Here is a 24685-nt window from a genome sequence, read left to right as displayed (position 1 = left end):
GTGTTGACGCCGCGTCAGTCGCGTGACCTGCCGAACAGCAGCCGGTAGACGATGAGCAGGGCGAGGGCGCCGGCGATCGCGGAGATCCACGTGGGCAGGTCGAAGAAGTGCACGTTGATCGACTTGTGCAGGAACTTCGAGGAGAGCCACCCGCCGATGAACGAGCCGGCGATCCCAATCAGCGTGGTGATGACGATGCCGCCCGGGTCCTTGCCGGGGAGCAGCAGCTTGGCGATGGCTCCGGCGAGGAGCCCAAGGATGATCCAACTGACGATGCCCATGCCGTTCTCCTGCCCTTCGCCACGAGGGCCAATCCCGTCGCGCTTCTCCTCCACAAGGACGACTGGCGCAACCGTTCGGTTCCGGCCGCGGCGCGCGCGGGGTGCGGTAGCGTCCGGGGGACGAAAGGGGTGGCGGGGTGCGGTGGAAGGTGTACGGGGAGCGCCCGGTGTACCAGGACCCGTGGCTGAACGTGTGGGTCGCGGATGTCGAACTGCCGGACGGGCAGCGCTTCGAGCACCACGTGGTGAAGCTGCGCCATCTCGCGGTGGCGGCGGTGGTGAACGACCGTGCCGAGGTGCTGATGCTGTGGCGGCACCGGTTCATCACCGACACCTGGGCGTGGGAACTGCCGATGGGCCTGGTGGAGGCCGGTGAGGACCCGGCGGCCGCGGCGGCCCGGGAGGCGCTGGAGGAGACCGGCTGGCGGGTGTCGGACGTACGCCCGCTGATCTACGCCCAGCCGGCCGCGGGCATCACCGACTCCGAGCACTTCGTGTTCCGCGCCGAACCGGCCGAGTTCACCGGCCCGCCCACCGAACAGAACGAGTCCGACCGAATCGCGTGGGTCCCGCTGTCCGAGCTGCGCGCCCTGGTGGCCCGCCGCGAGATCGTCAGCAGCGCCACCCTGGTCGGGGTGCTCGCGCTGCTGCTCGACGAGGCCGCCTGACGGCGGTCAACTCCCGGGCGGCGGATCTACGGCGACCAGGCCGGCGTCGTAGGGCAGCGGGCCGTTGCCGAGCAGTGGCAGAACGACCCAGCCGACCCGGCCGGTCACCGCGGCCTCGTCGACCCAGCCGTAGGCGCGGGAGTCCTCCGCCACCTCGGAGTGGTCGCCGATGACGAACAGCTTGCCGGGCGGGACGAGTTGGGCCGCCGCGGTCGCCTGCCCGCGGCCGTCGGCGGAGCAGCAGGGGCTGGCGGGCCGGTCCTGGCCGCGCCCGGTGGGCAGGTCCACGCGGAACCACTGGCCGTCAGGGCGGCAGCGAACGACACCGCCGGCACCCCGAGCACCCCGAGCGCAACTCGCCACCAGTGTCTGCGCATTCGCGCCGGCACCATCGTTCGCCCCCTCACCGACCGGCCCCGTGTGGCGGTGAGCGTGACGGTTCAAATGATCTTCTGTCAAATCTCCTGTGCGTGACCCGTCGCGGTCGCCGTCCAGTGGATCAGCGCGTGCACGTGGCGGACCAACCCCCGGGCGTGGCGGCGGGCTTGGGTGGGCCAGTGGGAGCCGCGGGCGAGGCCGTCGGCGAGGAACTCCAGGGTGGTGAGCTCGGCGGCGCACAGCTCGGCGACCCGCGCGGCGGCGGTGTGCGGCGACAGTCCGCGGTGCACCTCCAGGGCGCGCACCATCCCGCTCCCGGCGCCGAGGTCGCCGATCCAGCAGACCAGGTGCTGGAAGCGCGCCAACAGGTCGGCGAGCTGCGGGTGGCGGTACAACTGCTCGGGGAGGTCGAGGCCGTGGGCGAGTTCCACCCAGTGGGCGGCGCACCGTACCGCGCCGTCGCGGCCGTACTGGGTCAGGTACTGCGGGACGGTCGGGACGCTCGGCCCGGCGCCCAGCCGGGCGAGTGAACTGTCCAGGTGGGACCGGAAGTCGGCGCCGCAGCGGTTCTGCCAGTCGGGTCCGGCGAGCGTCGCGCTGTCCCGCCAGAGCCCCTCGAACGCCCGCACCAGCGCGGAGCCGTCCTCGCTCCGCACGGCCGGTACCTGGCCGCCGGTGGTCAGTGCCCGGAGTGCGCCGACGGTCCGCCGGGCCGTGTCGCCCGGTTCGTCCAGTTCGATGTGCTCGTCGAGGATCCGGGTCAGCACCAGCCATTTGGTGGCGGCCCGCAGTCCGGGCCCGGCGGGGACGTCGCCCCAGCTGCGGGCGGCGAGGTCCAGGTGTCCCCGGTCGAGGCAGCGGGCGGCGGCGGCCGCGTCCAGGACGCCGGTGCCGGTGAGCCAGTGCGCGATCTCGGCGCGCAGCGCGTCGGTGTGCGGGTGCGGCGTCAACAGGGGTGTCCGGGCGAGCAGTTCGGCCATCGGCCCGGTCGGTGCGAGGTACGCGCTGGCTGGGCTCATGACGGCTGGTTCCTCCGCCGCTCGGGGGCGTTCGACGTGACGAAGTCTGGTCGAACGCCCCCGAGTTGCGGTGCAGAACCGGCGGCCGTTCCCCCGCCCGGCCGATCCACCCGTTCATCCGATCATGCGCCCGGCGCCTCGGTGTCAGCTCCGCCGGAGCGTGCACTGCCCGTCGTGGCACGCCCGTCGCAGCCGTCCCCGGGAGAGCGTCTGCGCCAGGCCGATCGCCCAGCACATCGGGCAGCCGCGCAGCGCGACCAGCCCGAGCGGCGCCAGCAGCAGGGAGACAGGTCCGGCCACCGGGAGCAGCGCGAATCCGACGACGATCGCGCCGAACCCGAGGCCGCCGCGCATCAGATGACGTGTCAGGGTGGCGCTGGCGAAGTCGCCGGGCCGGCTCATCGGGGGCCTGCGAGTTCGGCCCGGACGGCGGCCCGGGCGCGGTGCAGCCGGGACTTCATCGCGGCGGTGCTCAGCCCGAGCGCCTCCGCGACCGCCCGGCCGCCGTACCCCTGCAGGTCACGCATGATCAGCACCCGCCGCTGGTCGGCGGGCAGCGCGGCGATCGCCGCGGCGACCCGTTCGGTGTCCAGCCGCCGCAGCGCCTCCTGCTCGGCGGAGTCCGCCTCCCCGGCCGGCGCCTCGGGCGCGGCCGGTGCGGGGCGGACCCGCCGCAGGCACTCGTTGCGGACGATCCGGAACAGCCAGGAGGCGAGCGCGCCGGTGGCCCGCAGCATGCCGATCCGGCGGTAGAGGATGATCAGCGCCTCTTGCGCGGCGTCCTCCGCGTCCTCGGGGCTGGCGCACAGCGAGTGGGCGAACCGCCGCACCGTGGGGTGGGCGCCCGCCACCAGCGCGTCGATCGACTCGGGGTCGCCGCAGCGGGCCGCGGCTATCACTTCCTCGGGCGGCCAGGACGTCTCAACCACGCTTGCCCCGCTTCGACTTGAGCACGAGGACGCAGGTGCACAGCAGTACCGCGCCGGCGCCGATGGCGATGGCCACCACCATGAGGTTCCTCCGAGCTGTCGTGTCCGGCGGCCGTCCGCCGGTACGTGTGCCCGTAAGAGGGGGCGGCCGCCGAAAAGGATTCAGCCCCGATCGCCCCGGCCCGTCTCAGTTCTCGCGTTCGGCCTTGCTGCGCTCCACGCAGAATTCGTTCCCCTCGATGTCGGCCAGCACGGCCCAGCCGGTGCCGTCGGCGTTGCGCCGGTCGTCGACCAGCGTCGCGCCCAGGCCGAGCAGCCGGGTGACTTCCTCGTCCCGGGTTCGGTCCTGCGGCTGGAGGTCGACGTGCAGCCGGTTCTTGCCGGCCTTGGCCTCCGGCACCCTGATGAACAGCAGGTTCGCGCCCGCGATCAGCGCCTCCGGGTCTCCGGGGAAGTCCTCGGGCTGCAGCGGCTGTTCGAGCACCTGCGCCCAGAAGGAGCCGAGGGTGTAGGGGTCGAGGCAGTCAATGGTCACATGACGAATTACAGAGCTCATATGACAAATCGTCACCCTCCATATCGCCTGCCCGCAACGGCATTTACGCTCTGCCGACATGCCCCCGTTCGGCCCGAAATGCCCGTTTTATATTGATTCGCCAGCCTACGATCCCGGCATTCCCGAACAGCGAACGGAGGACGGCCGCAATGGCGCGTCGATGGTGGGTCGGATTGATCGTTGCAGGCGGATTGGCGGCCGCCAGTCTCCCGATGCTGGGGCCTCAGCAGGCCCAAGCGGCACCGGGCGACCCGTTCCCGGCGGGCCCTGCCCTGGTGTTCGTCGCACAGGGCCCGGCCCGCGGCGAGCCCACGACGCTGTACGAGGCGGTGCAGGGTCCGGGTCAGATCGTCTTCGTGAAGCAGGGCACCGCCGCATTCGGCTACAACGCCATGGGTTTCCACCTGGCCGACATGTTCCTGTACGCGATCAACGAGAACAACGGCCTGGTGCGGATCGGCCAGGACGGCGCGGCCACCAACCTCGGCCAGGTCGGTCTGCCGTCGAACGCGGCCAACTACAACCAGGGCACCTTCGGCGAGGGAGCCACCAGCGACCTGCTGTACGTCCGCCTGGCCGTCACCGACCGCAACCTGTACGCGGTCAACGTGGTCACCCACACCACGACCCACATCGCGCTGAACGCCGACGTGCCGAACCTGTCGGACTTCGTCCACACGCAGGGCTACATCTGGGGCGTGTACGGGCCGACCAACCGGATCTACCGGATCAACCCGACCACCGGCGAGGTCATCAACTTCGCCGCACCCAAGCTGCCCACCGACCCGTTCGGCGCCCAGTGGGTGTACGGCAACGGCAACATCGGCATCTCCGACAATGTCACTGGCAGGGTCTTCCAGCTCAAGCTGGTGAACCCGGGCTCCGCGACCCCGTCGGCGATCCTCGTCTCGTCCACCCCCGGCCCCGCCTCCACCCAGAACGACGGCGCCTCCTACCCCGGTCTGCCCGTCGACCTGGGGATCACCAAGTCCGGGCCCACCGACTGGAGCCCCAACCAGACGCTGACCTACACCCTCACGGTGACCAACCACGGGCCCGGCGACTCCTCCGGCTTCATCGTCAACGACGAACTGCCGGGCACCGTGCTCAACCCGACCACCCCCACGGACGGTTGCACCATCACCGTGGACCCGGACGGCCACCACTTCCTGGAGTGCGCGGGAGCCCCGCTCGCCAACGGGAGCCACACCGGCATCGTGGTGACCGGCACCGCGCCGGCCGAGGCGGGCACCGACTGCACCACCGACGGGATCAGCAACACCACTGAGATCATCGGCAACGAGTCGAACCCGAACCTCTCCAACAACACCTCGACCTCCACCGGCGGCACGGGCGGCACGGGCGGCACCGGCGGCACGGGCGGCACAGGCGGCACGGGCGGCACAGGCGGCACCGGCGGCACAGGCGGCACAGGCGGCACCGGCGGCACCGGCGGCACAGGCGGCACAGGCGGCACTGGCGGCACAGGCGGCACAGGCGGCACAGGCGGCACCGGCGGCACAGGCGGCACCGGCGGCACCGGCGGCACCGGCGGCACCGGCGGCACCGGCGGCACCGGCGGCACGGGCGAACCCTCGTTCTCCATCTCCAAGAACGCCTCGATCGAGGCCCCGAACTTCGCCGGCCCCGGTGACCGGGTGAAGTACACCGTCACCATCCACAACACCGGGCTGATCGACTACCCGGCGGCCCACCCGGCGTCGTTCACCGACAACCTGACCGACGTGCTGGACGACGCGACGCTCGACCCGGCGTCCCTCACCGGTGGCGCCCAGTCCGTCAACGGCAGCATCACCTGGTCCGGCCCGCTGGCCGTGGGCGAGACCCACGTCGTCACCTACGAGGTGGTGGTCAACAACCCGGGCACCGGTGACCACGTGCTGCGCAACGCGGCTGTCCCCGGCGCCACCGGCCACTGTGCGGAGATCTGCTCGCGGGTCACGCGCGTCGCCGAGTACTCGCTGAGCAAGAGCGCCGAGCCGACCTCGGTCGCCCCCGGCGGCATCGTCACCTACGCGCTGACCGTCACCAACACCGGCGACGTCCCGTTCGGCAACGGCCCCGGCTCGGCGCCCGCGGTGCACATCACCGATGACCTGACCGGCGTCCTCGACAACGCCACGTACAACAACGACGCCAGCGACGGCGGCACCCTGACCGGCGACACGCTGACCTGGGACCTGAGCGTGCCGGTCGGCGGCAGCGTGATCGTCACCTACTCGGTCACGGCCGACCAGGACGTCCCGGCCGGCGCCAAGCTGACCAACCTGGCCGCGCCCGACCACTTCGGCCACTGCACCACGGCGGCCGACTGCACCACCAGCACCCCGGTCATCCCGCCCGCGGCGTTCACCGTCTCCAAGGCCGTCTCGACCAACACGGCGGACCCGGGCGACAAGGTCACCTACACCGTCACCGTCACCAACACCGGCGGCTCGGACTTCACCGACGCCGACCCGGCCTCCTTCACCGACAACCTCGCCGACGTCCTGGACGACGCCACCTACAACAACGACGCCACCAACGGCGCGACCGTCACCGGTGACCTCCTGACCTGGTCCGGCCCGCTGGCAGTCGGCGCGAGCACCACCATCACCTACAGCGTGACCGTCAACGACCCCGACACGGGCAACATGGTCCTGCGCAACCTGGCCACCCCCGGCGACGACGGCACCTGCGCCGGCACCTGCGCCACCGAGACGACGGTCGTCAGCCCGTCGCCCAGCCCGACCCCGAAGCCCAAGCCCAGCAAGCCCCACCACAAGGGTGAGAAGGGCGAGCACGAGCGCCTGCCCGAGACCGGTTCGGACCTCACCGTCCCGGCCGCGGTCGCTGCCGGCCTGCTGCTGCTCATCGGTGGCGGACTGCTCTGGTGGCGCCGGAAGGGGCAGCGCCACTGACCTCCGACCGCTGACCACTGACTGATCGACCGGGCGGGTCCGTCTCAACGACGGGCCCGCCCCCGGTATTTCACCCACCAGGGACAGTAAAATGTTACTGTTCGGCGCATGTCGCTCCCGCTTCCGCACCCCGAGGTGAAGGCCGAACTCGACCGCCTCACCGCCGAGTTCTTCGACGCCTTCGACAACCGCGACGGCCGCCCCGCCGACGTCGCCCGGCTGCGCCGCCTGATGCTCCCCGGCAGCATCATCGTGATCACCGCGCCCCGGTACCTCACCCTCACCCTCGAAGAGTTCATCGAACCCCGCGAACTCCTGTTCTCCAGCGGCCGGTTGACCGAGTTCCACGAGTGGGAGACCAGCGAGAACACCGAGATCGCCGGCTCCGTCGCCAGCCGCATGCTCGAGTACCGCAAGTCCGGCCTGCTCGACGGCGAACGCTACGAAGGCGGCGGCACCAAGACCATGCAGTTCGCCCGCACCCCCGACGGTTGGCGCATCACGGCCTTCGCCTGGGACGACGATCCGCAGCCGTAGTCCCGTCCCCGGGTCCGGGGCCGCGGCGGGCCTGTGCCACAGTCGTCCCGGAGGTGGCCAGGATGGTCGGGCGGGTACTGGTGGTGGACGACGACGCGGCGATCCGGCGGAGTCTGGAGCGGGGGTTGCGGCTGAGCGGTTTCGCCGTGGCGCTCGCCGCGGACGGGCCCGGCGCGCTCGCACAACTCACGGACGCGCCACCGGACGTCGTGGTGCTCGACGTGGGCCTGCCGGGCCTGGCGGGCACCGAGGTGTGCCGGACGCTGCGGGCCCGCGGCGACGACACCCCGGTGCTGATGCTGTCCGCGCTGGACGAACTCGCCGACCGGGTGGCCGGGTTGCAGGCCGGGGCGGACGACTACCTGGTCAAGCCGTTCGCCCTCGAGGAGCTGGTGCTCCGCCTGCACGCCCTGCTGCGCCGCCGGCCGCCCCAGCCCTCCGGCCTGCTCCGGGTGGGCCCGCTGCGGATCCACCCGGAGACCCGCGAGGCGTTCTGGGAGGACGACGAACTCCGGCTCACCCGGCGCGAGTTCGAGCTGCTCACCCAGTTCGCCCGCAACCCGGGCATCGTGCTCTCCCGGGAACTGCTGCTGGACCGGGTCTGGGGCTACGACTTCGACGTCCGCAGCGACGCCGTCGACACCTTCGTCTCCTACCTGCGCCGGAAGCTGGAGGCGTCCGGGCAGCGGCCCCGCCTGATCCACACCGTGCGCGGCGTCGGCTTCGTCCTGCGCGTCCCCGACTCCGGTGAGGGCGGCGCGCGTTGAAGCTCTCCACCCGGATCGCGCTCGGCGCCGCGCTGCTGGTGCCGCTGCTGGTGACCGCCGCCGCGGCCCTGCTGCTGCCACTGGTCAACGCCGACCTGCACCGCCGCCAGGACGCCCAACTGGGCGACCGCGCCGCCGCGTTGCTCCCGAACGCCCGCGCCCTGCTGGCCGCCGGCAGCAAGGGCAGGCCGAAGGCCGAGCAGAACCAGCAGCGCAAGCTGCTCGACGCCGCCCTGGACGCGGGCGTCCGCGTCACGACCGCCGACGGCTCCGTCCTGCTGGCGGCCGGATCACAGCCCGACGATCCCCAACTGCTGCCCGCCGCCGGCACCGTGACGGTCCACGAGCGGGGCAACGCCTGGCGGGTCCTGACGGTGAAGCTGAACAGCGGGGACACCACCGGCACGCTGTGGGTGCTCTCCCCGGCCGGGCAGCCGGCCGAGGAACTGCGGGCGGTGCGGCAGCGGGTGCTACTGGTGGCGCTGGTGGCGGCGCCGCTCTCCGGCCTGATCGCCTTCGCACTGGCCGAACGCGCCACCCTGCCGCTGCGCCGGCTGGGCCGCCGGGCGGCCGTGCTGGACCCGCGGACCGGGCACGCGGTGTTCGCACACTCCCGCACGGGCACCGCCGAGGTGGACGAACTCTCCGGTGCGATTGCCCTGTTGCTGTCCCGGTACGACGAGCAGGCGGCCCGCACCGCACAGGCCCTGGACACCGCGCGCTCGTTCTCCTCCGCCGCCTCGCACGAACTGCGCACCCCGCTGATGAGCCTGCGCACCAACCTGGACATCCTCTCCACGCACCCGGACCTGCCGGAGGCCGAACGCGCCGAGATCCTGGCCGAGTTGCAGCAGGACCACGCCCGCACGGTGGACCTGCTGAGCGCCCTGTCCACGCTCGCCCGGGGAGACCTGGTGGAGGTTTCCGCGTTCGCCCCGGTGGACTTCGCCGAGCTGGTCGACGCCGCCGTCGAGCAGGCCCGCCGCCGCCACCCGGGGGCCGTCTTCCGCACCGAACTCCCTTCGGAGGTACGGGTGTTCGGCTGGGAGGCGGGCCTGCGCATCCTGCTCGACAACCTGCTCGGCAACGCCGCCGTGCACGGCCGCACCGCCGAACGGCCCGCCGAGGTGGACGTCCGGCTGCGGATCGAGGGCGGCGCCGCGCACCTCACCGTCGACGACCGCGGCCCGGGCATCCCGCCCGCCGAACGCGCCGCCGTCTTCCACCGCTTCCACCGCCGCCCGGACAGCCCGGGCTCCGGCCTCGGCCTCACCCTGGTCGCCCAACAGACCGCCCTGCACCGCGGCTCCGTCACCGCCACCACCCGCCCCGATCCCCCGGGTTGCCGCCTCGACCTCCGCCTCCCGCTGCTCCGCGAGCACGCCCCCGCGCCCGAACTCCCCGCTCCCCGCGCCTGGTTGACCGCGGCGGAGGAGCCGGCGGAGACAGCTTCCTGACCGGGCGGGCGTTCCACAGGGTTTCCACAAGAAGCCCCCGTACGGTCGCGTCCACGGCCGGGCGGTCCGGCCGTGAGAAGTGGGAAGGGGACTGCCATGCGGATCAACCGGACGGTCGCCGCGGCCGGAGTGCTCACACTGGCGGGCGCGCTGCTGGCGGCGGGGCCCGCACAGGCGGCGAACGGGTCGGCGCCGAAGGGCGACGGGGCGAAGTCGATCTGCAAGCGGCTGCCGAAGACCGAGGAGAAGATCGACAAGGCGCTCACCCGGCTGCACGGTGACGCGAGCGTGAACGGCTCGATCGCCCACCTGGAGCAGCGGGTGGACAACGCCAAGAAGGCCGGCCACACCGAGGTCGAGAAGTACCTGAACGACCGCCTGACGGCGCGTCGCGGCCTGGTGTCGACCCTGGACACCCGCAAGGCGGACCTGAAGTCGGTCGCGGACTGGTGCGCGAAGAACGCCCCGGCGGCCTCCAAGTGACCCGTCGCCCCACCGCCGCGGCCGCCGCACTGGCCGCGCTCGCGCTGGCCTCGGCGGCCCTGCTGACGGCCTGCGGCCCGACCGCGGCGCCCGCCGACGGGCCGGACGGCTCGCAGGTCCAGCAGATGCAGCAGAAGGTGGACGCGGCGGACAGCGCCGCCGCCCAGGCCGACGAGAACGCCGGCCAGGACAACTGAACCCACCCCGAGAACCCCGGTGGCCCGTGCTCTCCCCGGAGCGCGGGCCACCGGTTTTTTGCCGCTTTCTCGGCTGGCGAGACAGAAGTGCTCAGCATTCGATCAGAGCGTGGCGGAACTTGACGCGCCGCCACCGCGTCCTGAAGCATCGGCGGCATGAACCCCGGCACCTTCCTGGTCTGCCGCCTGCACGTCGATCTGCGACGCCAGGCGAGCGACATGTGTGCCTGTTGACCTTCCCTCGGTAACCTCCGCACGCCCCTGTGAGTCGAGCCAGGGCCGTCGCGCGATCCCACGCAGCACCCCCCGAATCCGCCCGTCCGGCGGTACGCCCACCTGCCTTCCAGCCGCCCGCCGAGCTCCGGCGACGGCTGCCCCGGCACTCCCCGGAGGAGACCCATGCCAGCCGTCCCGGCCGCCCCCGTACTCGATGCCCCCGCCCGCCCGCCGCTGTCGCCGAACGCGCTGCGCCGGATCGTCCGCGACCTGGCCGAACGCCCGGAGCGCTGGCTGCACCGGGTGCGGCTGGCCGCCGAGGACCGGTGGTACGAGCGGCTGGAACTGGCGCAGGACTACGAGGTGTGGCTGATCAGCTGGCTGCCGGGGCAGTCGACGGGGTTCCACGACCACGGCGGCTCGCGCGGGGCGTTCACGGTGGCGCTGGGCGAGCTGGAGGAGCTGGCGCTGGCCGGTCCGGAGCACGGCCTGACCTCGCGCCGGCTGACGGCGGGCGCCGAGCGGGCGTTCGGGCCGCAGTACCTGCACGATGTGCGCAACACCTCGCCGGGGCCGGCGGTGACGCTGCACGCGTACTCGCCGCCGCTGAGCGAGATGTCCCGGTACGAGCTGCGGGCCGGCGGCCTGGTGCGCACGGCGACGGAAGGACCGGAGCAGTGGTGACGACGGTGGATCAGCTGGTGGCGCGGGCCCGCGCGGGCCTCGAGCGGCCGGGGCCGGAGCAGGCGTGGGCGGCGGTGACGGCCGGCGCACGGTTGGTGGACATCCGTCCGGCCGCACAGCGTGCCCGGGAGGGTGAGATTCCGGGTGCGCTGATCATCGAACGGAACGTGCTGGAGTGGCGTCTCGACCCGACGGGCAGTCACCGGATTCCCGAAGCAACCGGACACGACGTGCCGTGGATTGTAGTCTGCTCGGAGGGCTACGCCTCCTCTCTCGCGGCAGCCTCGCTACGGGAGTTGGGCCTGTTCAGGGCGACCGACCTGGACGGCGGGTTCGTGGCCTGGGCTGCGGCCGGCCTGCCCACCCGTTCGGTGGATCAAGGTTTGCGGTGACCGGCTCATGGGAAGCCGGACAGACGTATTCAGATCAGTGTTCGATTATTCGCTCGGCCATCGCTAGGACCCTTCCGTGATCAGATTCGAGGGCGCCGCCAAGCGCCACCCCGACGGCACGGTTGCCGTCCGAGGCCTGGACCTCGACGTACCGGCGGGCCGGACCACGGTCCTGGTGGGCCCGTCCGGCTGCGGCAAGACCACCATCCTGCGGATGGTCAACCGGATGGTGGTGCCGACCGGAGGCAAGGTCCTTCTTGACGGCACCGACGTCGCCACCCTGCCGGCGGCCCAACTGCGGCGCGGCATCGGGTACGTCATCCAGCAGGCCGGACTGTTCCCGCACCGCCGGGTGATCGACAACGTGGCCACCGTGCCGCGGCTGCTCGGCTGGGACCGCAAGCGGGCCCGGGCCCGGGCGGCGGAGCTGCTGGAGCTGGTCGGCCTGCCGCCGGAGACCGCCCGCCGATACCCGGCGCAGCTCTCCGGCGGCCAGCAGCAACGCGTCGGTGTGGCAAGGGCGTTGGCGGCGGATCCGCCGGTGCTGCTGATGGACGAGCCGTTCAGCGCGGTCGATCCGCTGGTGCGCGCCGGGCTGCAGGAGGAACTGCTGCGCCTACAGGCCGAGTTGGGCAAGACGGTGCTGTTCGTGACGCACGACATCGAGGAGGCGGTACGGCTCGGCGACCGGGTGGTGGTGCTGCGCGAGCACGGCGAGATCGCCCAACTCGCGGACCCGCACACCCTGTTGACCGCCCCGGCGGACGCGGGGGTGGCCGCCTTCCTGGGCCGCGACCGGGGCCTGCGCGGCCTGGGTCTGCGCCCGGCCGCCGACGTCCCGCTCGCCAAGCTCGAACCGGCCTACGACGACTGGGCGTTGACGCTCGACGCGGACGGCCGCCCGGAGCACTGGGTGCGCGGCGACCGGCGCCACCCGGTGCCGGTGTTCGCCCCGGCCCGGGACAACCTGCGCTCGGCACTGGACGCCGCGGTGCTGGCCCCGTCGGGCCACGCCGTGGCGGTGGACGCCGAGGGCCGGGCGATCGGCACCGCGAGCCGGGCCGCCGTGGTAGCCGCGCTCGCCGAGCCGGGGACGGACACGCACGAGGCGGGGGCGCAGGTGAACCATGCTGGACGGTGAGCCGCTGGTGCGCTGGCACTGGCTCGGCGACCACCTGGGCTACCTGGCCGGCCTGACGGGCGACCACGCGGTGATCGCGCTGGTCCCGGTACTGATCGGCCTGCTGCTGGCGGTGCCGCTGGGCCTGGCCTGCACCCGCTATCCGCGGCTGTACCAGCCGCTCGCGGCGGTTTTCAACGTGGTGTACGCGCTGCCCTCGCTGGCGGTGTTCGTGGTGCTGATCCCGTACACCGGGCTGGCCACCCGGGAGACCGTGATGGTGCCGCTGACGTTCTACGCGCTGGCGGTGCTGCTGCCGACCACGGTGGACGGGCTGCGGGCCGTGCCGGAGCCGGTGCGGCAGGCCGCCACGGCGATGGGCTATGGGCCGTGGCGCAGGCTGGCCGCCGTCGAACTCCCGGCCTCCGTACCGTACTTGATAGCGGGCCTGCGGGTCGCCGCGGTGTCCTCGATCTCGCTGGCGGCGGTCGGCGCGCTGATCGGCCGGGGCGGGCTCGGCTACCTGTTCGTGGACGGCTTCCAGCGGACCTTCCCGACTCCGATCCTGGCCGGGATCGTGCTGGTGGCGCTGCTGGCGCTGGTCTGCGACCTGCTGCTGGTCGCGGCCCGCCGGGTGCTGGCGCCGTGGGCGGCGGGGGTGGCGCGGTGAACTGGTTCGGCTGGCTGCACGACTTCTTCGCCGACCCGGCGCACCGGAGCGGGCCCGACTCGATCCTCAACCGCGTCCTGGAACACCTGGTGTTCTCCGCCGAGGCGCTGGCGCTCGCCACGCTGCTCGCGGTGCCGCTGGGCCTGCTGATCGGCTACACCGGGCGCGGCCTGTTCCTGGTCACGGCGCTGACCGGCGTCGCCCGCGCGCTGCCCACCCTGGGCCTGGTCACGCTGGCGGTGCTGCTCGCGGGCGTCGGCGACACCGCGGTGCTGCTCCCGCTGACGGCGCTCGCCGCGCCGCCGCTGCTGGTGGCCACCGCGGAGGGCATCCGCGGCACCGACCCGGACGTCCGCGACGCGGCCCGCGGCATCGGCCTGACCCACCCGCAGACGCTCTTCCAGGTCTGCCTCCCGTCCGCTCTGCCCACCCTGCTCGCGGGTGCCCGCACCGCCGCCGTCCAGGTGATCGCCACCGCCACCGTCGCCGCCTACGTCGGCCTCGGCGGCCTCGGCCGCTACGTCATCGACGGCCTCGCCACCCGCAACTTCCCCACCACTGTCGGCGGCGCCCTCCTGGTGGTCCTGCTCGCCGTCGCCGTCCAGCTCCTTTTCGCCCTGCTCATCCGGCACGCGACGCCACGCGGCGCGCGCACCGCCCCTGTTGACGAACCCGCGGGCCTGCCCGCACTTGCAAAGGACTCGATATGACTTCCCGTCCGGTCAGAACCGCCGTCGCCGTCGCCGCGCTGATGCTCGGCGCGGCGGCCTGCTCCTCCTCCGGCGGGGGCGACCCGTTGGCCGCGAAGTCCCCTGCCGCGCCCGGTGGTTCGGGGAAGACCGTGGTGGTGGGATCGGCGAACTTCCCGGAGAACGTGCTGCTGGCGTCGATCTACTCGCAGGCGTTGCGGGCGAAGGGGGTGAAGGTCGAGGAGAAGTTCAACATCGGGAGCCGGGAGGTGCTGTACGGGCAGTTGCAGTCCGGTGCGCTGACGGTGCTGCCGGAGTACAACGGTGCGCTGCTCGGGTACCTGGACGCCAAGTCGACGGCGACCGGCAAGGACGCGGTGAACAGTGAGCTGGCGTCCAAGCTGCCGGCGGCGCTGGGGATACTCGACTCGGCGCCGGCCGAGGACAAGGACTCGCTGACGGTCACCCAGGAGACGGCCGACAAGCTGGGTGTGAAGTCGATCGCCGATCTCGCGGGCAAGGCGCAGGACCTGGTGGTGGGTGGCCCGCCGGAGTTCAAGTCGCGGCGGGAGCAGCAGTTCAAGGACGTGTACGGGGTCACCTTCAAGGAGTGGAAGCCGACCGCGGACACCACCGCCAACGCGCTCAAGGACGGCACCGTCCAGGTCGGCAACGTGTTCACCACCGACCCGAAGATCGTCCAGCTGAAGCTGGTGTCGCTGAGCGACCCGAAGAACCTGTTCAGCTCGCAGAACGTCACTCCGCTGGTGAACAAGACGGGCATCGACCCGACCGGGGCGGCCGCGCTGAACGCGGTCTCGGCGAAGCTGGACACCGCCGGGCTGACGGCGCTGATGAAGCGCGTCGCGGTGGACAAGGAGGACCCGTCGGCGGTCGCCAAGGACTGGCTGAAGAGCAACGGCCTGAACTGACCCGCGCCGCCCGTCGGCCCCGCACCCCTCGGCCTCGGGTGCGGGGCCGACGGCATGTCAGGACACCTGGTGGGACGGACAGTTAGGAGTCTTGACAGATGAGTGGTCCAGACCAACCATGGGAGCGTTGTTTTCCCGACCGGAAACGCATCGTGGGGGTGTGACCACCGGCCGGGGCTTCGTACGCCCCGCACCACCCCGGCACTCCCTGTACCAGGCCGACCACCCTTGCCCCGTGCCCGAACTGCGGCACGAGGCCATCCACCCATGCCTGATGGAGCCTCGATGCGCCTTCACCGACCACTCCAAGCGCTGCTCGCCACGGGCGCGATGGCGGCCGCCTCGCTGGGGCTGATCTCCGCCCCCGCGCAGGCCGCCACTCCGCTGCCGCAGCATGTCTTCGCGCCGTACTTCGAGTCCTGGACGGGCGAGAGCCCGGCCGCGCTGGCCTCCCAGTCCGGCGTCAAGCACCTCACCATGGCGTTCCTGCAGGCCGCCACCAAGGGCTCCTGCACCGCGCTGTGGAACGGCGACACCACGATGCCGGTGTCCAACTCCGTGTTCGGCGCCGACATCGCGACCATCCGTGCCAACGGCGGCGACGTGATCCCGTCCTTCGGCGGCTACACCGCCGACAACACGGGCACCGAGATCGCCGACTCGTGCACCGACGTCAACCAGATCGCCGCCCAGTTCGAGAACGTCATCACCACCTACGACGTCTCCCGGATCGACCTGGACATCGAGGACAACTCGCTGACCAACACGGCCGGCATCGACCGCCGCAACAAGGCGATCAAGATCGTCGAGGACTGGGCCGCCGCCAACGGCCGCTCCATCCAGTTCAGTTACACGCTGCCGACCACCACCACCGGCCTGGCCTCCAGCGGCCTCGCGGTGCTGAAGAACGCCGTCACCAACAACGCGCGCATCGACGTCGTCAACATGATGACGTTCGACTACTACGACAACCAGCCGCACGACATGGCCGCGGACACCCAGACCTCCGCGCAGGGCCTGTACAACCAGCTGGCGAAGCTGTACCCGACCAAGACCTCCGCCCAGATCTGGGGCATGATCGGCATCATCGAGATGCCCGGCATCGACGACTTCGGCGCCGCCGAGACCTTCACCGTCGCCAACGCCACCACGGTCTACAACTGGGCCGTCTCCAAGGGCATCAACACGCTGTCCTTCTGGGCGCTGCAGCGCGACAACGGCGGCTGCGCCGGCACCGGCGGCCGTGACGACTGCTCAGGCATCGCGCAGAACAAGTGGGACTTCAGCCACATCTTCTCGCAGTTCACCAGCTCGACCGTGCCGGCGAACGACTTCTCGGTGGCGCTCAGCCCGGCCACCGGCTCGGTCGTGGCGGGGTCCTCGACCTCGACGACCGTCAACACGGCCGTCACCTCCGGCACCGCGCAGAGCGTCAACCTGTCGGTGGCCACCCAGCCCGTGCCGGGCCTCAACGCCTCGCTGAGCGCCTCCACCGTCACCGCCGGCGGCTCCGCCACGCTGAACGTCTCCACCACCTCGGCCGTGCCGAACGGCAGTTACCCGCTGACCGTGACCGGCACCGGCGCGAGCGGCACCCACTCGGCGACGTACACGCTGACCGTCACCGGCGGCACCACCGCCTCCGACTTCTCGCTGTCGCTCTCCCCCGCCGCGGGCAGCGTGCAGGCCGGCTCCTCCGCCACCAGCACGATCAACACGGCCGTCACCTCCGGCACCGCCCAGGCCGTCGGCCTGTCGGTCTCCGGCGCCCCGGCCGGCGTCACCGCCACCGTCAGCCCGGCGAGCGTCACCGCCGGCGGCTCCGCCACGCTGAACGTCGCCACCACCGCCTCGGCGGCCCCGGGCACCTACAACCTGACCGTCACCGGCACCGGCGCGGGCCAGACCCACACCGCGACGTACGCGCTGACCGTCACCGGCGTCACCCCGCCCACCGGCCTGGTCAACGGTGACTTCGAGTCCGGCAGCCTCGCCCCGTGGACCTGCCAGAGCGGCGCCGCCGTCGTCGGCAGCCCCGTGCACAGCGGCTCCAAGGCGCTCCAGGTCACCCCGACCGCCGGCACCACCGGTGAGTGCGACCAGACCGTCGCCCTCGCCCCGAACCACTCGTACACCCTGACCGCCTGGGTCCAGGGCCCGTACTCCTACGTCGGGGTCACCGGCGGCGCCACCGCCTCCACCTGGGCCAACGGCAGCTCCTGGACCAAGGTGAGCGTCCCGTTCACCACCGGCGCCAGCGGCACCGTCACGGTCTACCTGCACGGCTGGTACGGCCAGGGCGCGGTCTACGGCGACGACTTCTCCATCGCCTGACGCTCCCCGATCAATGAAACGGCCGCACCCGGGCGGTGGCTCCTTCCCCGCCACCGGCCGGGCGCGGCCCGTTGTCCCCGGTTCCGCTCGCCGCGGTGCGGCCGACACACCCGATTGACTACCTAGCGTGTCGATGTGCTCACCGTCCGCGAATCTACTGTGGGCATATGAGACGACTAAATCCCACCGTGCGCGCAGCGTGCGCGGTTGCTCTGAGTTCCGGTCTGGTCGTGGCCGTGCCCGCCGCCTTCGCGGCCCGGGCACTGCCGTCGGCGGTGCAGGGCCCCGACGGGACGGTGGACCTCGGGTTCACCGGCAGCCCCCAGACCGTCACGGTGCCCGACGACGTGTGCCAGGTGGATGTCACCGCTTTCGGCGGGGCCGGGGGTACCGCGGTCTACGGTTCGTCCGGCGGGCTGGGCGGCGAGGTCCGCGCGACGCTCGACGTCCACGGCGGCCAGGTGCTGACGGTGAACGTGGCCGGTGCCGGGAGCGGCGGCAGCCTCACCGACGGCAGTCCGCCGCACGGCGGATACGGTGGCGGCGGCCAGGGCGGCGCCTACGGCAGCGTCCCGATTCCCGGCAACGGCGCCACCGCGGCCGGCGGCGGCGGGGCGACGGCCGTGTCCCTCGACGACATCACGGTGATCGTCGCGGGCGGCGGAGGCGGCGGCGCCGGAAGCTTCGCCAACACCGACACCGGACGCGGCGGCGACGGCGGCCAGAGCGGCGAGCCCGGCCAGACGCCGACCACCCCGGGCGGCGGCCAGGGCGGCGCCTCTGGCGGCGACGGCGGCGGGGGCGGGGCCGGCGGAACCCCGGCCTTCGCCGGTGACCAGCCGGGCGCGGCCGGCGGCGACGCGAATGGCATGATCGGCGGATCCGGCGCGCTCAACCTCGCCGACCCCCACATGGGCGGCGGCGGAGGCGGCGGCGGTGGCGCCCACGGCGGCGGTGCGGGCGGCTCGTCCACCACCGGCACGCTCGACGGTGGCGGCGGCGGGGGCGGCTCCAGCCTCGGCCCCGCCGGAGCCCAGTTCACCACCGGGGTGCGCAGCGGCGACGGCGAGGTCCTGCTCCAGTGGATTCCCTGCGGCCCCAGCCCCAGCCCCAGCCCGTCACCGAGCGTCAGTCCGACGGGCGAGGCGTCCACCTCACCGGAGCCGACGGGCGAGGCGTCCACCTCACCGGAGCCGACCCGCACGCCGGCGGCACCCGAGCTTCCCGAGACCGGCGCTTCCACGACCGGTCCGCTGGCCGCCGTCGCCGCGCTGACTGCCGCGGCCGGCGCCGCGCTGCTCCGCGTCGGCCGCACCCGCCGCAGGCACTGACGCCGGCCGGTGCCGCCTCCTGCTCCCGTGGTCACGCCGCGGCCGCCGTCCGGTTCGGGAGCGGCCGCCGTCCGGTTCGGGAGCGGCGGCCGCTGCCACTGGCCCCCGGCCGGCCCTCACCGGGGATCGGCCGCCGTCCGCGACGGGCAGTGAGGCGATGCCCTGCGGTGCGGTGGTGACGGACGGAGTGCTGCGCCCGTCACCACCGCTCGGCGCCCGGCGCCGCCTCCGACCTGCCTGCCCGGACGCCGGTTCGCCGACGGCCCGTCACTCCCGGCGGGTCGCCAGCGGCAGGAACGACAGCAGCGCCAGCACTGAACAGCCCAGCACGATCACGCCGAGCGCGGTCGCGGACGGGTGGCCGCCGGCGCTGCTGAGCGGGGCGACCAGCGAGCCGCACAGGAAGGTGCCGGTGCCGAGCAGCGCGGACGCCGAACCCGCCGCGTGCGGCGCCATGGTGAGGGCCTGTCCGTTGGCGTTCGGCATGATCACACCCATCGAACCCATCAGCACCGCGAGCGCGGGCCACACCCCGGCCAGGCCGGTGTCCCAGACGGTGGTGCACAGCACCACCGCGACGCCGGCCGCCACGGCCACCGTCAGCGCGGAGAGCAGCAGCACCGGCCCGGGGAAGCGCTGCACCAGCACCCGGCCGTTCAGCTGGGTGACGGCCAGCAGCGCGATCGAGTTGACGGCGAACACCAGGCTGTAGGTCTGCGGGGAGATCCGGTACACGTCCTGCAGCACCACCGACGAGCCGCCGACGTACGCGAACAGCGCGCCGAACGCGAAGGTGCTGGTGAGCAGGTAGCCGAGGAACGGGCGGTCGCCCAGCAGCCCGCCGATGGCGCGGACGGTGGTGCCCAGACCGTCGCCGTGCCGGCGTTCGGGTGGCAGGGTCTCGCGGATGCCGAGCGCGGAGCCGACGGTGAGCAGCGCGCCGAGCACGGTCAGGATGAAGAAGGTGCCGCGCCAGTCGGTGATGTGCAGCAACTGGGCACCGACGACGGGGGCCAGGATCGGGGCGAGGCCGGAGATCAGGCCCATGGTGGCGAGGAAACGTATCATCGCGACGCCTTCGAGCCGGTCGCGGACGATCGCCCGGGCGATCACCAGCCCTGCGGAGCCCGCCACGCCCTGGAGCGCGCGGCCGGCCACCAGCATCGGCATAGAGGTGGCCAGGGCGCACATCACGCTGGCCACGGTGTAGAGGGCGAGACCGGCCAGCAGCGGGCGGCGGCGGCCGATCCGGTCGCTGAGCGGGCCGAACAGCAGTTGGCCGGCGGCCATGCCGAGCAGCGAGCCGGTCAGGGTGAGCTGGGCGGCCGGGGCGGTGGAGTGCAGGTCGGCGGTCAGCTCGGGCAGGGCGGGCAGGTACAGGTCGGTGGTGGTCGGCCCGAGCGCGGCGAGGCTGCCCAGGACGGCCACGGTGGCCGCCACGAACGGGGCCTTGCTCAGTGCGCCGGATATGGAGTCGGGTCGGCCGGGGGCTGCGGGGACGGTCTGGTCGCCGTCGGCATCGACGGTCGGGCCTGGCATGGTGCTCCTCGGGGTGGCGGGTATGCGCACCGTCCTATCGCATCCGCCGGGTCGCCCGGAAGGCCGGGCCCCGCGCTGTCTCAGTGCACGGGAACGCCGCCGGGCCGGGCGCTGGCCACCACCGCGGCGTCCTGCCAGCCGTACAGCTGATCGCCGATCAGCGCGACGTCGTACAGGCCGCAGTGCGCGGTGGCGCGCTGCGGGGTGTCGCGCGGGAACCAGTGCGCGCTCAGGTGGACGCTGCCGACCGGCCTCCCCTCGGTGCAGCCGGCGGGTAGTGCGCGGTCGGGGAGCGTGGCGCGGATCAGCCGGTCGCCGTCCTGGCTGCCCGTCAGGAACGCTATCCGCACCGCCGTGTCGGGCAGCCAGCCCGGCACCTGGCTGCCGGCCGCCTTGGCGGCGGCGCCCGTCGGGAAGCGCAGGGTCTGGTCCATCCGGTCCTGCGCCTCCTGGATGGTGGCCGGTGCGACCATCACCACCAGCGCCGCGACGGCCGCCCCGCCGAACACCAAAGCCGTCGCCTGCCGCGCGCCGCCCATCCCTGCCCACCCCGTCCCGCCGCTCACCGTCCCCTCCATGGTGGCCCCGCCCCGACCCCCCGCCCATGCGCACCAGGTACCGACCTGGATCGTCCCGCAGGCTGACCCCCCGCCCCCGGCCCCCGACTTCCGGCGGACCCCACCCCACCCGGAAGGGGGAGTCCGCTCCTCACCTGTCAGTTGCCCGCAGGCACCCCTGACGTGATCCGCTCGGCAGCGGCACGGTACTGCTCGGGGTCCAGGTGATTCCACGCGAACCCGGCCACCTCTTCGAGTTGCAGGCGGATCTCACTCCGGCCGGACAGCGCGGCCGCGTACCGCACGTCGAAGTGGAAGTGGTCGCCCTCGTCCTTGGCCGGGTTCGCCGCGATCGGGTGCACGTCGATGTCCACCAATTCCCCCAACGTGACCTGGTCGGCCGGGATCCCCGTCTCCTCCGTCAGCTCCCGCAGCGCGGCGCCGGCCAAGGTGTCGTCAACCGTCTCCAGGTGGCCGCCGGGTACCAGCCACTTCCCGGTCGCGTTGTGCGCGATGTGGAGCACCTTCCCGTCCTCCCGGACCAGGAAGACGGCGGCGGTGACGTGCCCGCGCATCACGGACCGGTCGGTGAGGTCGGCGCCGTCCTCCAGCGCGGCCAGCAGGCGACCGAGGCGTCCCCGGTCGCCGGGACGGCGTTCCAGGTACGCGTCAACGGTGGCCCGGATGTGTTCAGCGGTGATGGGCATGGGGATGCTCCTGCGTGAAGGTAGTGAGCCAGCTGTCCGCGATGAACATACGCGTCTGCGGATCGGCCTCGTGCATTCCGGACGCGTAACTGCCCTTCGCTGCAAGGCCGATGTCCGCCAGAATCTCTGCCTGCACCAGGTAGATGAACGACCCGGCGGACGCCCCGTGCACGAAGTTGACGGCGTTTCCGTCGGCCAGCAAGTAGAAGTAGTGGCCCGTGGTGTCGTACCGGGTCACGTGCGGCGCGACCCTCGTGCGGCGGTACAGGTCGGCGACACTGTCCAGGTCCATCTCGTCGTCACTGGACGTCACGGACGCCACGTAGGCACCGTTCGCGAGCCGGGAGAAATCGGCGGCCGAAAGACTCACGTTCCCGGTCGCACCGATCACGATACCCGCGCCGGCAGTGGCCTCCGCCAGCATCCCGGCCACCTGGTAGCCCATGGACAGGGCTTGGGTGCGCTTGACCGGGTCGGCGTCGAAGACCACGACCGGCAGACCCTTCGCCCGCAGCAGGGATGCCGCACTGGAGCCGATCTTCCCGAATCCGATCACGCAGGCCCGGCGGCAGCTCATGATGTCGCCGTGGCCCCGGATCAGGGCTTCCACGGAGAAGATCACGGAGTGACCAACCAGGTAGTCCTCCGCCACCTTGAGCGGGCTGCGGGCCACCGAGAACACCGGCACCGGCTGGTCGTCGAGGGCGGCGTACCGCTGGTGTCCGTTCTCGGTGTCCTCCACCACCGCGACGATCCGGCCGCTGTACTCCTTCGCGATGCGGCCGAGGGCCGGGGCGAAATAGCCGCCGACGTCGGCGATCACCAGATTCCGGCCGGGCGCCCGGTTCTCCAAGTACTCCAGGACGAACCCGGGGTCGGAGAAGTCGGCCCGTGAGAGCGGGTCGCAGGTGGCCACCTTCTCCGCCGGCGTCAGGACGTCGGCCTGTACGGATCGGGGCTTGGGAAGGATGGCACGCAGATCGGTCGCGCGGGCGGCGGCGGACAGGAAGATGGGCCTTCCGTCGACCAGGTGCGTGACGACGATCGACGCGGTGTCCGGCGCCGCCGGGAATCGTTCGGTGACGCTGCGGAAGAAGTGCCCGACGCGGGATGCTTCCAGTTCTTCCATCACGCTAACCTCTCGCGTTCGTTGGCGTGTTGGGCTCGACAGGGCCCAGGCTGCGGGTGGTGGACAGCTCGGCGTGGACGACCTTGCCCCAGGGCCGGAGACGGACGCCCCACTTGGCTTGGGTGAGGTGGTGGATCAGGTCGAGACCGCGTCCGGACTCGGCATCGGGCCCGGCCTCGGTCCGCACCGGAAGGAGTGTCGAGCCGTCGCGGACGAGCAGCCGCACAGTGGCGGCGGTGGGGCGGCGAACACCGACGACCAGGTGCGTCCGTCCTCCGATACCTACCGCGTTGGCCACCAGTTCGGTGACGATCAGGCGGGCGTCGTCGACCAGGTCCGGCAGCTCCCACTCGGTGAGTTTGGCGTGGACCAGGCGGCGGGCCGCCGCGGCCGACTCCGGCCGGCACCGCAGGCGCAGGGTGGCCACACCCGGTGGAGGAGGAGGTCCTTGATGGAGCGTCAGCATGCACCAACTGTGGCCGGGAACACACCTTCGGTGAACGAACGGGGCGTATCACTTCCCGAAGTCATATCGGACGGAAGTGATACGCCCCGTATCAGTCAGCTGATGACCATGGACGTCCCGAGGATCGCCGACAGCTTCCGCAGCTTGGCGGTGGTCGCGCTGCCCGCGCTCGCCTTCTGGGCGATCACTCCCGGCAGGGCCTGGTGGCGGGCCCAGCCCGGTGCCGCCGAGCAGACGTCCAGCAAGGTGTCCAACGCGCTGTCCGACTGCCGGGTCTCCGCCTGGGCGAGGGCGACGTCGAGCATCAGCCGGTTGTGCGCGGACGGGGTGAGGCTGGACGGGTCGCCGAGTGATCCGAACAGGCCGAGGGCCTTGCCGGGGCGGCCGGTGGAGACGCTGATGCCGATCGCCTGCGCGGTGACCGTGGTCGGGCCGAACGCCGTGCCGTTCACGGTGACGTCCCGGCCCATCCGGGCCGCGACCGCTTGCCCCTGGGACAGCAGGTCGTCCGCACCGGCGATGTCACCGCTCCTGGCAGCGACCACGGCGGCGAAGGTCACGTGCCATCCGTAGGTGGCGAGCAGTCCGGGATCACGGTCGCCGTACCGGGGCTCGATGGACTCGTACGACGCGCGTGCCGTCTGCTCGGCCTGGCCGAGGCGGGAGTCCCGCAGATAGATCCACGACCGGCCGGACGCGACCATGGCCGAGCGGACGACGTCCCCGGCCCGGTCGGCCTGGTCCTGCGCGTGGCCGATGCCCGCGTACGCGAGATCGCGGGCACCGAACTGGTTGGCCACGTACGCGGCGAGCCGGTACGCGTCCGCGAGGATGCCGGCCGCTGTTCCCCGCTGGTCCGCAGTGGCGGCCCGCAAGGCGGCGGCGGCCTCGCGCAGGGCGGGGGCGACACGCACGCCCGCGCCGGCGAAGTCACCAGCGCGGTACGTCTCCCACGCGGCGGCAAGCCCGGCGGCGAGCTCGGCCGGCGCCGGTGGCTGCACGTCCACACCGACACCGGCGGCGGTGTCGTGGACGGCGCGGGACAGCTCGCGAAGCATCGCGCGGTCGGCGCCGCGCATCGCACGTCGCGGCGCCTGCTGGCCGAGGATCACTGAGACATCGGCGTTCAGCGCGGCGGAGATCCTCAGCAGCGTGTGAAGGCTGCCGCCGAGGTCGCGTTCCGCCTTGCGAATCGTCGCCACGGACAGGCCGGAGGCTTCGGCGAGTTGTTCCTGCGTCAGGTCCGGGCCGCGCAGCAGTTTGATGCGCTCGCCGGTGGTGTAGTCACTCCACTGCGTCATCCTGATCCCCTTCCGGGTGCCGGGCCGTACCCGGAAGGTACCGCCCCGCCCGGAGGGGACTCAGCGGAACTCGTGGACCACCTGGATCTCGCCCACCAGGTGCCGGTTGAACTCGGTCAGCTCCTCGGCGGGGACCCACAGTTCGAGGATGGTCTCGCCGCCGGCCTGCTGGACGGGGTAGCGCTTCAGGAACTCCGTCTCGACCTCGAAGCGCGTGACGTACCCGGCGCCGGATGCCGGGACGTTCCAGTCCCGGGCGATCCGGACCGCGTAGTCCTCGTTCAGGACGGGGTAGAAGATCGGCTGTTCGGGCAGCCGGGGCGGCCAGGCGCGCCAGCCGGAGGCGGCGACCAGGGCGAGTTCCTCGGGGCCGGTGGGGCGCCAGAGGGTGGTGGTGGCCGGGGGCCGGTGCGTCGTCATGGTGT

The 24685-nt window shown here is 72.5% G+C and carries 28 protein-coding genes; 15 read left to right on the top strand and 13 right to left on the bottom strand.

Annotated features, from left to right (window positions below):
• Positions 1 to 14 precede the first annotated feature (14 nt).
• Positions 15 to 281 carry a GlsB/YeaQ/YmgE family stress response membrane protein gene (locus ACIHEI_RS11695; RefSeq protein ID WP_387635029.1) on the bottom strand — a complete coding sequence of 89 codons (267 nt, stop codon included), beginning with the start codon at positions 279 to 281 and terminating at the stop codon, positions 15 to 17.
• A 137-nt stretch (positions 282 to 418) separates the two neighbouring features.
• Between ACIHEI_RS11695 and ACIHEI_RS11690 the strand changes: the two genes are divergently transcribed.
• Positions 419 to 949, top strand: a complete 531-nt coding sequence (locus tag ACIHEI_RS11690) for an NUDIX domain-containing protein (protein ID WP_396606463.1) — start codon at positions 419 to 421, stop codon at positions 947 to 949.
• A 6-nt stretch (positions 950 to 955) separates the two neighbouring features.
• On the opposite strand, the gene ACIHEI_RS11685 is transcribed toward ACIHEI_RS11690, so the two are convergent.
• From ACIHEI_RS11685 to ACIHEI_RS11665, 5 genes are all read right to left on the bottom strand, one after another.
• On the bottom strand, positions 956 to 1237 hold the full coding sequence (locus tag ACIHEI_RS11685; protein WP_396606462.1) for a S26 family signal peptidase: 282 nt from the start codon (positions 1235 to 1237) through the stop codon (positions 956 to 958).
• 167 nt (positions 1238 to 1404) lie between these two features.
• Positions 1405 to 2346 (bottom strand): terpene synthase family protein, encoded by a 942-nt coding sequence (locus ACIHEI_RS11680; protein WP_392944672.1) that lies wholly within the window; start codon positions 2344 to 2346, stop codon positions 1405 to 1407.
• Positions 2347 to 2490: 144 nt separating this feature from the next.
• Positions 2491 to 2748, bottom strand: a complete 258-nt coding sequence (locus tag ACIHEI_RS11675; protein ID WP_396606461.1) for a hypothetical protein — start codon at positions 2746 to 2748, stop codon at positions 2491 to 2493.
• The gene (locus ACIHEI_RS11670; protein ID WP_396606460.1) at positions 2745 to 3275 is read right to left on the bottom strand and encodes an RNA polymerase sigma factor; all 531 of its coding nucleotides are present in this window, start codon (positions 3273 to 3275) and stop codon (positions 2745 to 2747) included. Before ACIHEI_RS11670 ends, ACIHEI_RS11675 begins: the two co-directional genes overlap by 4 nt.
• A gap of 187 nt (positions 3276 to 3462) precedes the next feature.
• On the bottom strand, positions 3463 to 3831 hold the full coding sequence (locus ACIHEI_RS11665) for a VOC family protein (protein WP_396606459.1): 369 nt from the start codon (positions 3829 to 3831) through the stop codon (positions 3463 to 3465).
• Positions 3832 to 4043: 212 nt separating this feature from the next.
• Here ACIHEI_RS11665 and ACIHEI_RS11660 point away from each other — a divergent pair, with 212 nt between their 5' ends.
• The 14 genes from ACIHEI_RS11660 to ACIHEI_RS11595 all read left to right on the top strand — a co-directional run bounded on the left by ACIHEI_RS11660 (position 4044) and on the right by ACIHEI_RS11595 (position 18561).
• The gene (locus tag ACIHEI_RS11660; RefSeq protein ID WP_396606458.1) at positions 4044 to 6752 is read left to right on the top strand and encodes a DUF6923 family protein; all 2709 of its coding nucleotides are present in this window, start codon (positions 4044 to 4046) and stop codon (positions 6750 to 6752) included.
• 108 nt (positions 6753 to 6860) lie between these two features.
• Complete coding sequence (locus tag ACIHEI_RS11655; protein WP_387635047.1) at positions 6861 to 7289, top strand: DUF4440 domain-containing protein; 429 nt, start codon at positions 6861 to 6863, stop codon at positions 7287 to 7289.
• A 62-nt stretch (positions 7290 to 7351) separates the two neighbouring features.
• Positions 7352 to 8056: a response regulator transcription factor gene (locus tag ACIHEI_RS11650; RefSeq protein WP_396606457.1), complete on the top strand. Its 705-nt coding sequence runs from the start codon at positions 7352 to 7354 to the stop codon at positions 8054 to 8056.
• Positions 8053 to 9513, top strand: coding sequence for a sensor histidine kinase (locus ACIHEI_RS11645; RefSeq protein WP_396606456.1), 1461 nt, complete (start codon positions 8053 to 8055; stop codon positions 9511 to 9513). Before ACIHEI_RS11650 ends, ACIHEI_RS11645 begins: the two co-directional genes overlap by 4 nt.
• A gap of 96 nt (positions 9514 to 9609) precedes the next feature.
• Positions 9610 to 9996 carry a hypothetical protein gene (locus ACIHEI_RS11640; protein WP_396606455.1) on the top strand — a complete coding sequence of 129 codons (387 nt, stop codon included), beginning with the start codon at positions 9610 to 9612 and terminating at the stop codon, positions 9994 to 9996.
• Entirely contained in the window at positions 9993 to 10193 is a 201-nt protein-coding gene (locus tag ACIHEI_RS11635; RefSeq protein WP_396606454.1) for a hypothetical protein, read from the top strand. The genes ACIHEI_RS11640 and ACIHEI_RS11635 overlap by 4 nt, the downstream gene beginning before the upstream one ends.
• Before the next feature lie 399 nt (positions 10194 to 10592).
• The gene (locus tag ACIHEI_RS11630; protein WP_396606453.1) at positions 10593 to 11093 is read left to right on the top strand and encodes a cysteine dioxygenase; all 501 of its coding nucleotides are present in this window, start codon (positions 10593 to 10595) and stop codon (positions 11091 to 11093) included.
• Complete coding sequence (locus ACIHEI_RS11625) at positions 11087 to 11485, top strand: rhodanese-like domain-containing protein (RefSeq protein ID WP_387635059.1); 399 nt, start codon at positions 11087 to 11089, stop codon at positions 11483 to 11485. Before ACIHEI_RS11630 ends, ACIHEI_RS11625 begins: the two co-directional genes overlap by 7 nt.
• Before the next feature lie 76 nt (positions 11486 to 11561).
• On the top strand, positions 11562 to 12626 hold the full coding sequence (locus ACIHEI_RS11620; protein WP_396606452.1) for an ABC transporter ATP-binding protein: 1065 nt from the start codon (positions 11562 to 11564) through the stop codon (positions 12624 to 12626).
• Positions 12613 to 13275 (top strand): ABC transporter permease, encoded by a 663-nt coding sequence (locus ACIHEI_RS11615; RefSeq protein WP_396606451.1) that lies wholly within the window; start codon positions 12613 to 12615, stop codon positions 13273 to 13275. Before ACIHEI_RS11620 ends, ACIHEI_RS11615 begins: the two co-directional genes overlap by 14 nt.
• Positions 13272 to 13985, top strand: a complete 714-nt coding sequence (locus ACIHEI_RS11610) for an ABC transporter permease (RefSeq protein ID WP_396606450.1) — start codon at positions 13272 to 13274, stop codon at positions 13983 to 13985. The genes ACIHEI_RS11615 and ACIHEI_RS11610 overlap by 4 nt, the downstream gene beginning before the upstream one ends.
• On the top strand, positions 13982 to 14896 hold the full coding sequence (locus ACIHEI_RS11605) for an ABC transporter substrate-binding protein (protein WP_387635069.1): 915 nt from the start codon (positions 13982 to 13984) through the stop codon (positions 14894 to 14896). Before ACIHEI_RS11610 ends, ACIHEI_RS11605 begins: the two co-directional genes overlap by 4 nt.
• 285 nt (positions 14897 to 15181) lie before the next feature.
• Positions 15182 to 17230 (top strand): carbohydrate binding domain-containing protein, encoded by a 2049-nt coding sequence (locus ACIHEI_RS11600; RefSeq protein ID WP_396606449.1) that lies wholly within the window; start codon positions 15182 to 15184, stop codon positions 17228 to 17230.
• Positions 17231 to 17460: 230 nt separating this feature from the next.
• Positions 17461 to 18561, top strand: coding sequence for an LPXTG cell wall anchor domain-containing protein (locus ACIHEI_RS11595; RefSeq protein ID WP_396606448.1), 1101 nt, complete (start codon positions 17461 to 17463; stop codon positions 18559 to 18561).
• Positions 18562 to 18828: 267 nt separating this feature from the next.
• On the opposite strand, the gene ACIHEI_RS11590 is transcribed toward ACIHEI_RS11595, so the two are convergent.
• From ACIHEI_RS11590 to ACIHEI_RS11560, 7 genes are all read right to left on the bottom strand, one after another.
• Positions 18829 to 20100, bottom strand: coding sequence for a multidrug effflux MFS transporter (locus ACIHEI_RS11590; RefSeq protein ID WP_396606447.1), 1272 nt, complete (start codon positions 20098 to 20100; stop codon positions 18829 to 18831).
• 80 nt (positions 20101 to 20180) lie between these two features.
• Positions 20181 to 20666 (bottom strand): hypothetical protein, encoded by a 486-nt coding sequence (locus ACIHEI_RS11585; protein ID WP_392944703.1) that lies wholly within the window; start codon positions 20664 to 20666, stop codon positions 20181 to 20183.
• 149 nt (positions 20667 to 20815) lie between these two features.
• Complete coding sequence (locus ACIHEI_RS11580) at positions 20816 to 21364, bottom strand: NUDIX hydrolase (protein WP_396606446.1); 549 nt, start codon at positions 21362 to 21364, stop codon at positions 20816 to 20818.
• Positions 21348 to 22493: an adenosylhomocysteinase gene (locus tag ACIHEI_RS11575; protein WP_396606445.1), complete on the bottom strand. Its 1146-nt coding sequence runs from the start codon at positions 22491 to 22493 to the stop codon at positions 21348 to 21350. The genes ACIHEI_RS11580 and ACIHEI_RS11575 overlap by 17 nt, the downstream gene beginning before the upstream one ends.
• A gap of 4 nt (positions 22494 to 22497) precedes the next feature.
• On the bottom strand, positions 22498 to 22959 hold the full coding sequence (locus ACIHEI_RS11570; protein WP_396606444.1) for an ATP-binding protein: 462 nt from the start codon (positions 22957 to 22959) through the stop codon (positions 22498 to 22500).
• Between the two features lie 95 nt (positions 22960 to 23054).
• Positions 23055 to 24260, bottom strand: coding sequence for a helix-turn-helix domain-containing protein (locus ACIHEI_RS11565; protein ID WP_396606443.1), 1206 nt, complete (start codon positions 24258 to 24260; stop codon positions 23055 to 23057).
• A gap of 60 nt (positions 24261 to 24320) precedes the next feature.
• A complete protein-coding gene (locus ACIHEI_RS11560; protein ID WP_396606442.1) occupies positions 24321 to 24680 on the bottom strand; it encodes a hypothetical protein in 360 nt (119 codons plus the stop codon).
• Between the last annotated feature and the right edge of the window lie 5 nt (positions 24681 to 24685).

This window comes from Kitasatospora sp. NPDC051984, from assembly GCF_044593455.1.
Classification (GTDB): domain Bacteria; phylum Actinomycetota; class Actinomycetes; order Streptomycetales; family Streptomycetaceae; genus Kitasatospora.
This window is presented reverse-complemented; position numbering and strand designations above follow the sequence as displayed.

What these genes read in the sequence shown, in the direction of transcription:
- ACIHEI_RS11695 (WP_387635029.1), bottom strand. Translation starts at nt 281, where the DNA reads ATGGGCATCGTCAGTTGGATCATCCTTGGGCTCCTCGCCGGAGCCATC.
- ACIHEI_RS11680 (WP_392944672.1), bottom strand. Translation starts at nt 2,346, where the DNA reads ATGAGCCCAGCCAGCGCGTACCTCGCACCGACCGGGCCGATGGCCGAA.
- ACIHEI_RS11675 (WP_396606461.1), bottom strand. Translation starts at nt 2,748, where the DNA reads ATGAGCCGGCCCGGCGACTTCGCCAGCGCCACCCTGACACGTCATCTG.
- ACIHEI_RS11665 (WP_396606459.1), bottom strand. Translation starts at nt 3,831, where the DNA reads ATGAGCTCTGTAATTCGTCATGTGACCATTGACTGCCTCGACCCCTAC.
- ACIHEI_RS11660 (WP_396606458.1), top strand. Translation starts at nt 4,044, where the DNA reads ATGCTGGGGCCTCAGCAGGCCCAAGCGGCACCGGGCGACCCGTTCCCG.
- ACIHEI_RS11655 (WP_387635047.1), top strand. Translation starts at nt 6,861, where the DNA reads ATGTCGCTCCCGCTTCCGCACCCCGAGGTGAAGGCCGAACTCGACCGC.
- ACIHEI_RS11650 (WP_396606457.1), top strand. Translation starts at nt 7,352, where the DNA reads ATGGTCGGGCGGGTACTGGTGGTGGACGACGACGCGGCGATCCGGCGG.
- ACIHEI_RS11640 (WP_396606455.1), top strand. Translation starts at nt 9,610, where the DNA reads ATGCGGATCAACCGGACGGTCGCCGCGGCCGGAGTGCTCACACTGGCG.
- ACIHEI_RS11630 (WP_396606453.1), top strand. Translation starts at nt 10,593, where the DNA reads ATGCCAGCCGTCCCGGCCGCCCCCGTACTCGATGCCCCCGCCCGCCCG.
- ACIHEI_RS11615 (WP_396606451.1), top strand. Translation starts at nt 12,613, where the DNA reads ATGCTGGACGGTGAGCCGCTGGTGCGCTGGCACTGGCTCGGCGACCAC.
- ACIHEI_RS11605 (WP_387635069.1), top strand. Translation starts at nt 13,982, where the DNA reads ATGACTTCCCGTCCGGTCAGAACCGCCGTCGCCGTCGCCGCGCTGATG.
- ACIHEI_RS11600 (WP_396606449.1), top strand. Translation starts at nt 15,182, where the DNA reads ATGCGCCTTCACCGACCACTCCAAGCGCTGCTCGCCACGGGCGCGATG.
- ACIHEI_RS11590 (WP_396606447.1), bottom strand. Translation starts at nt 20,100, where the DNA reads ATGCCAGGCCCGACCGTCGATGCCGACGGCGACCAGACCGTCCCCGCA.
- ACIHEI_RS11580 (WP_396606446.1), bottom strand. Translation starts at nt 21,364, where the DNA reads ATGCCCATCACCGCTGAACACATCCGGGCCACCGTTGACGCGTACCTG.
- ACIHEI_RS11575 (WP_396606445.1), bottom strand. Translation starts at nt 22,493, where the DNA reads ATGGAAGAACTGGAAGCATCCCGCGTCGGGCACTTCTTCCGCAGCGTC.
- ACIHEI_RS11570 (WP_396606444.1), bottom strand. Translation starts at nt 22,959, where the DNA reads ATGCTGACGCTCCATCAAGGACCTCCTCCTCCACCGGGTGTGGCCACC.
- ACIHEI_RS11565 (WP_396606443.1), bottom strand. Translation starts at nt 24,260, where the DNA reads ATGACGCAGTGGAGTGACTACACCACCGGCGAGCGCATCAAACTGCTG.
- ACIHEI_RS11560 (WP_396606442.1), bottom strand. Translation starts at nt 24,680, where the DNA reads ATGACGACGCACCGGCCCCCGGCCACCACCACCCTCTGGCGCCCCACC.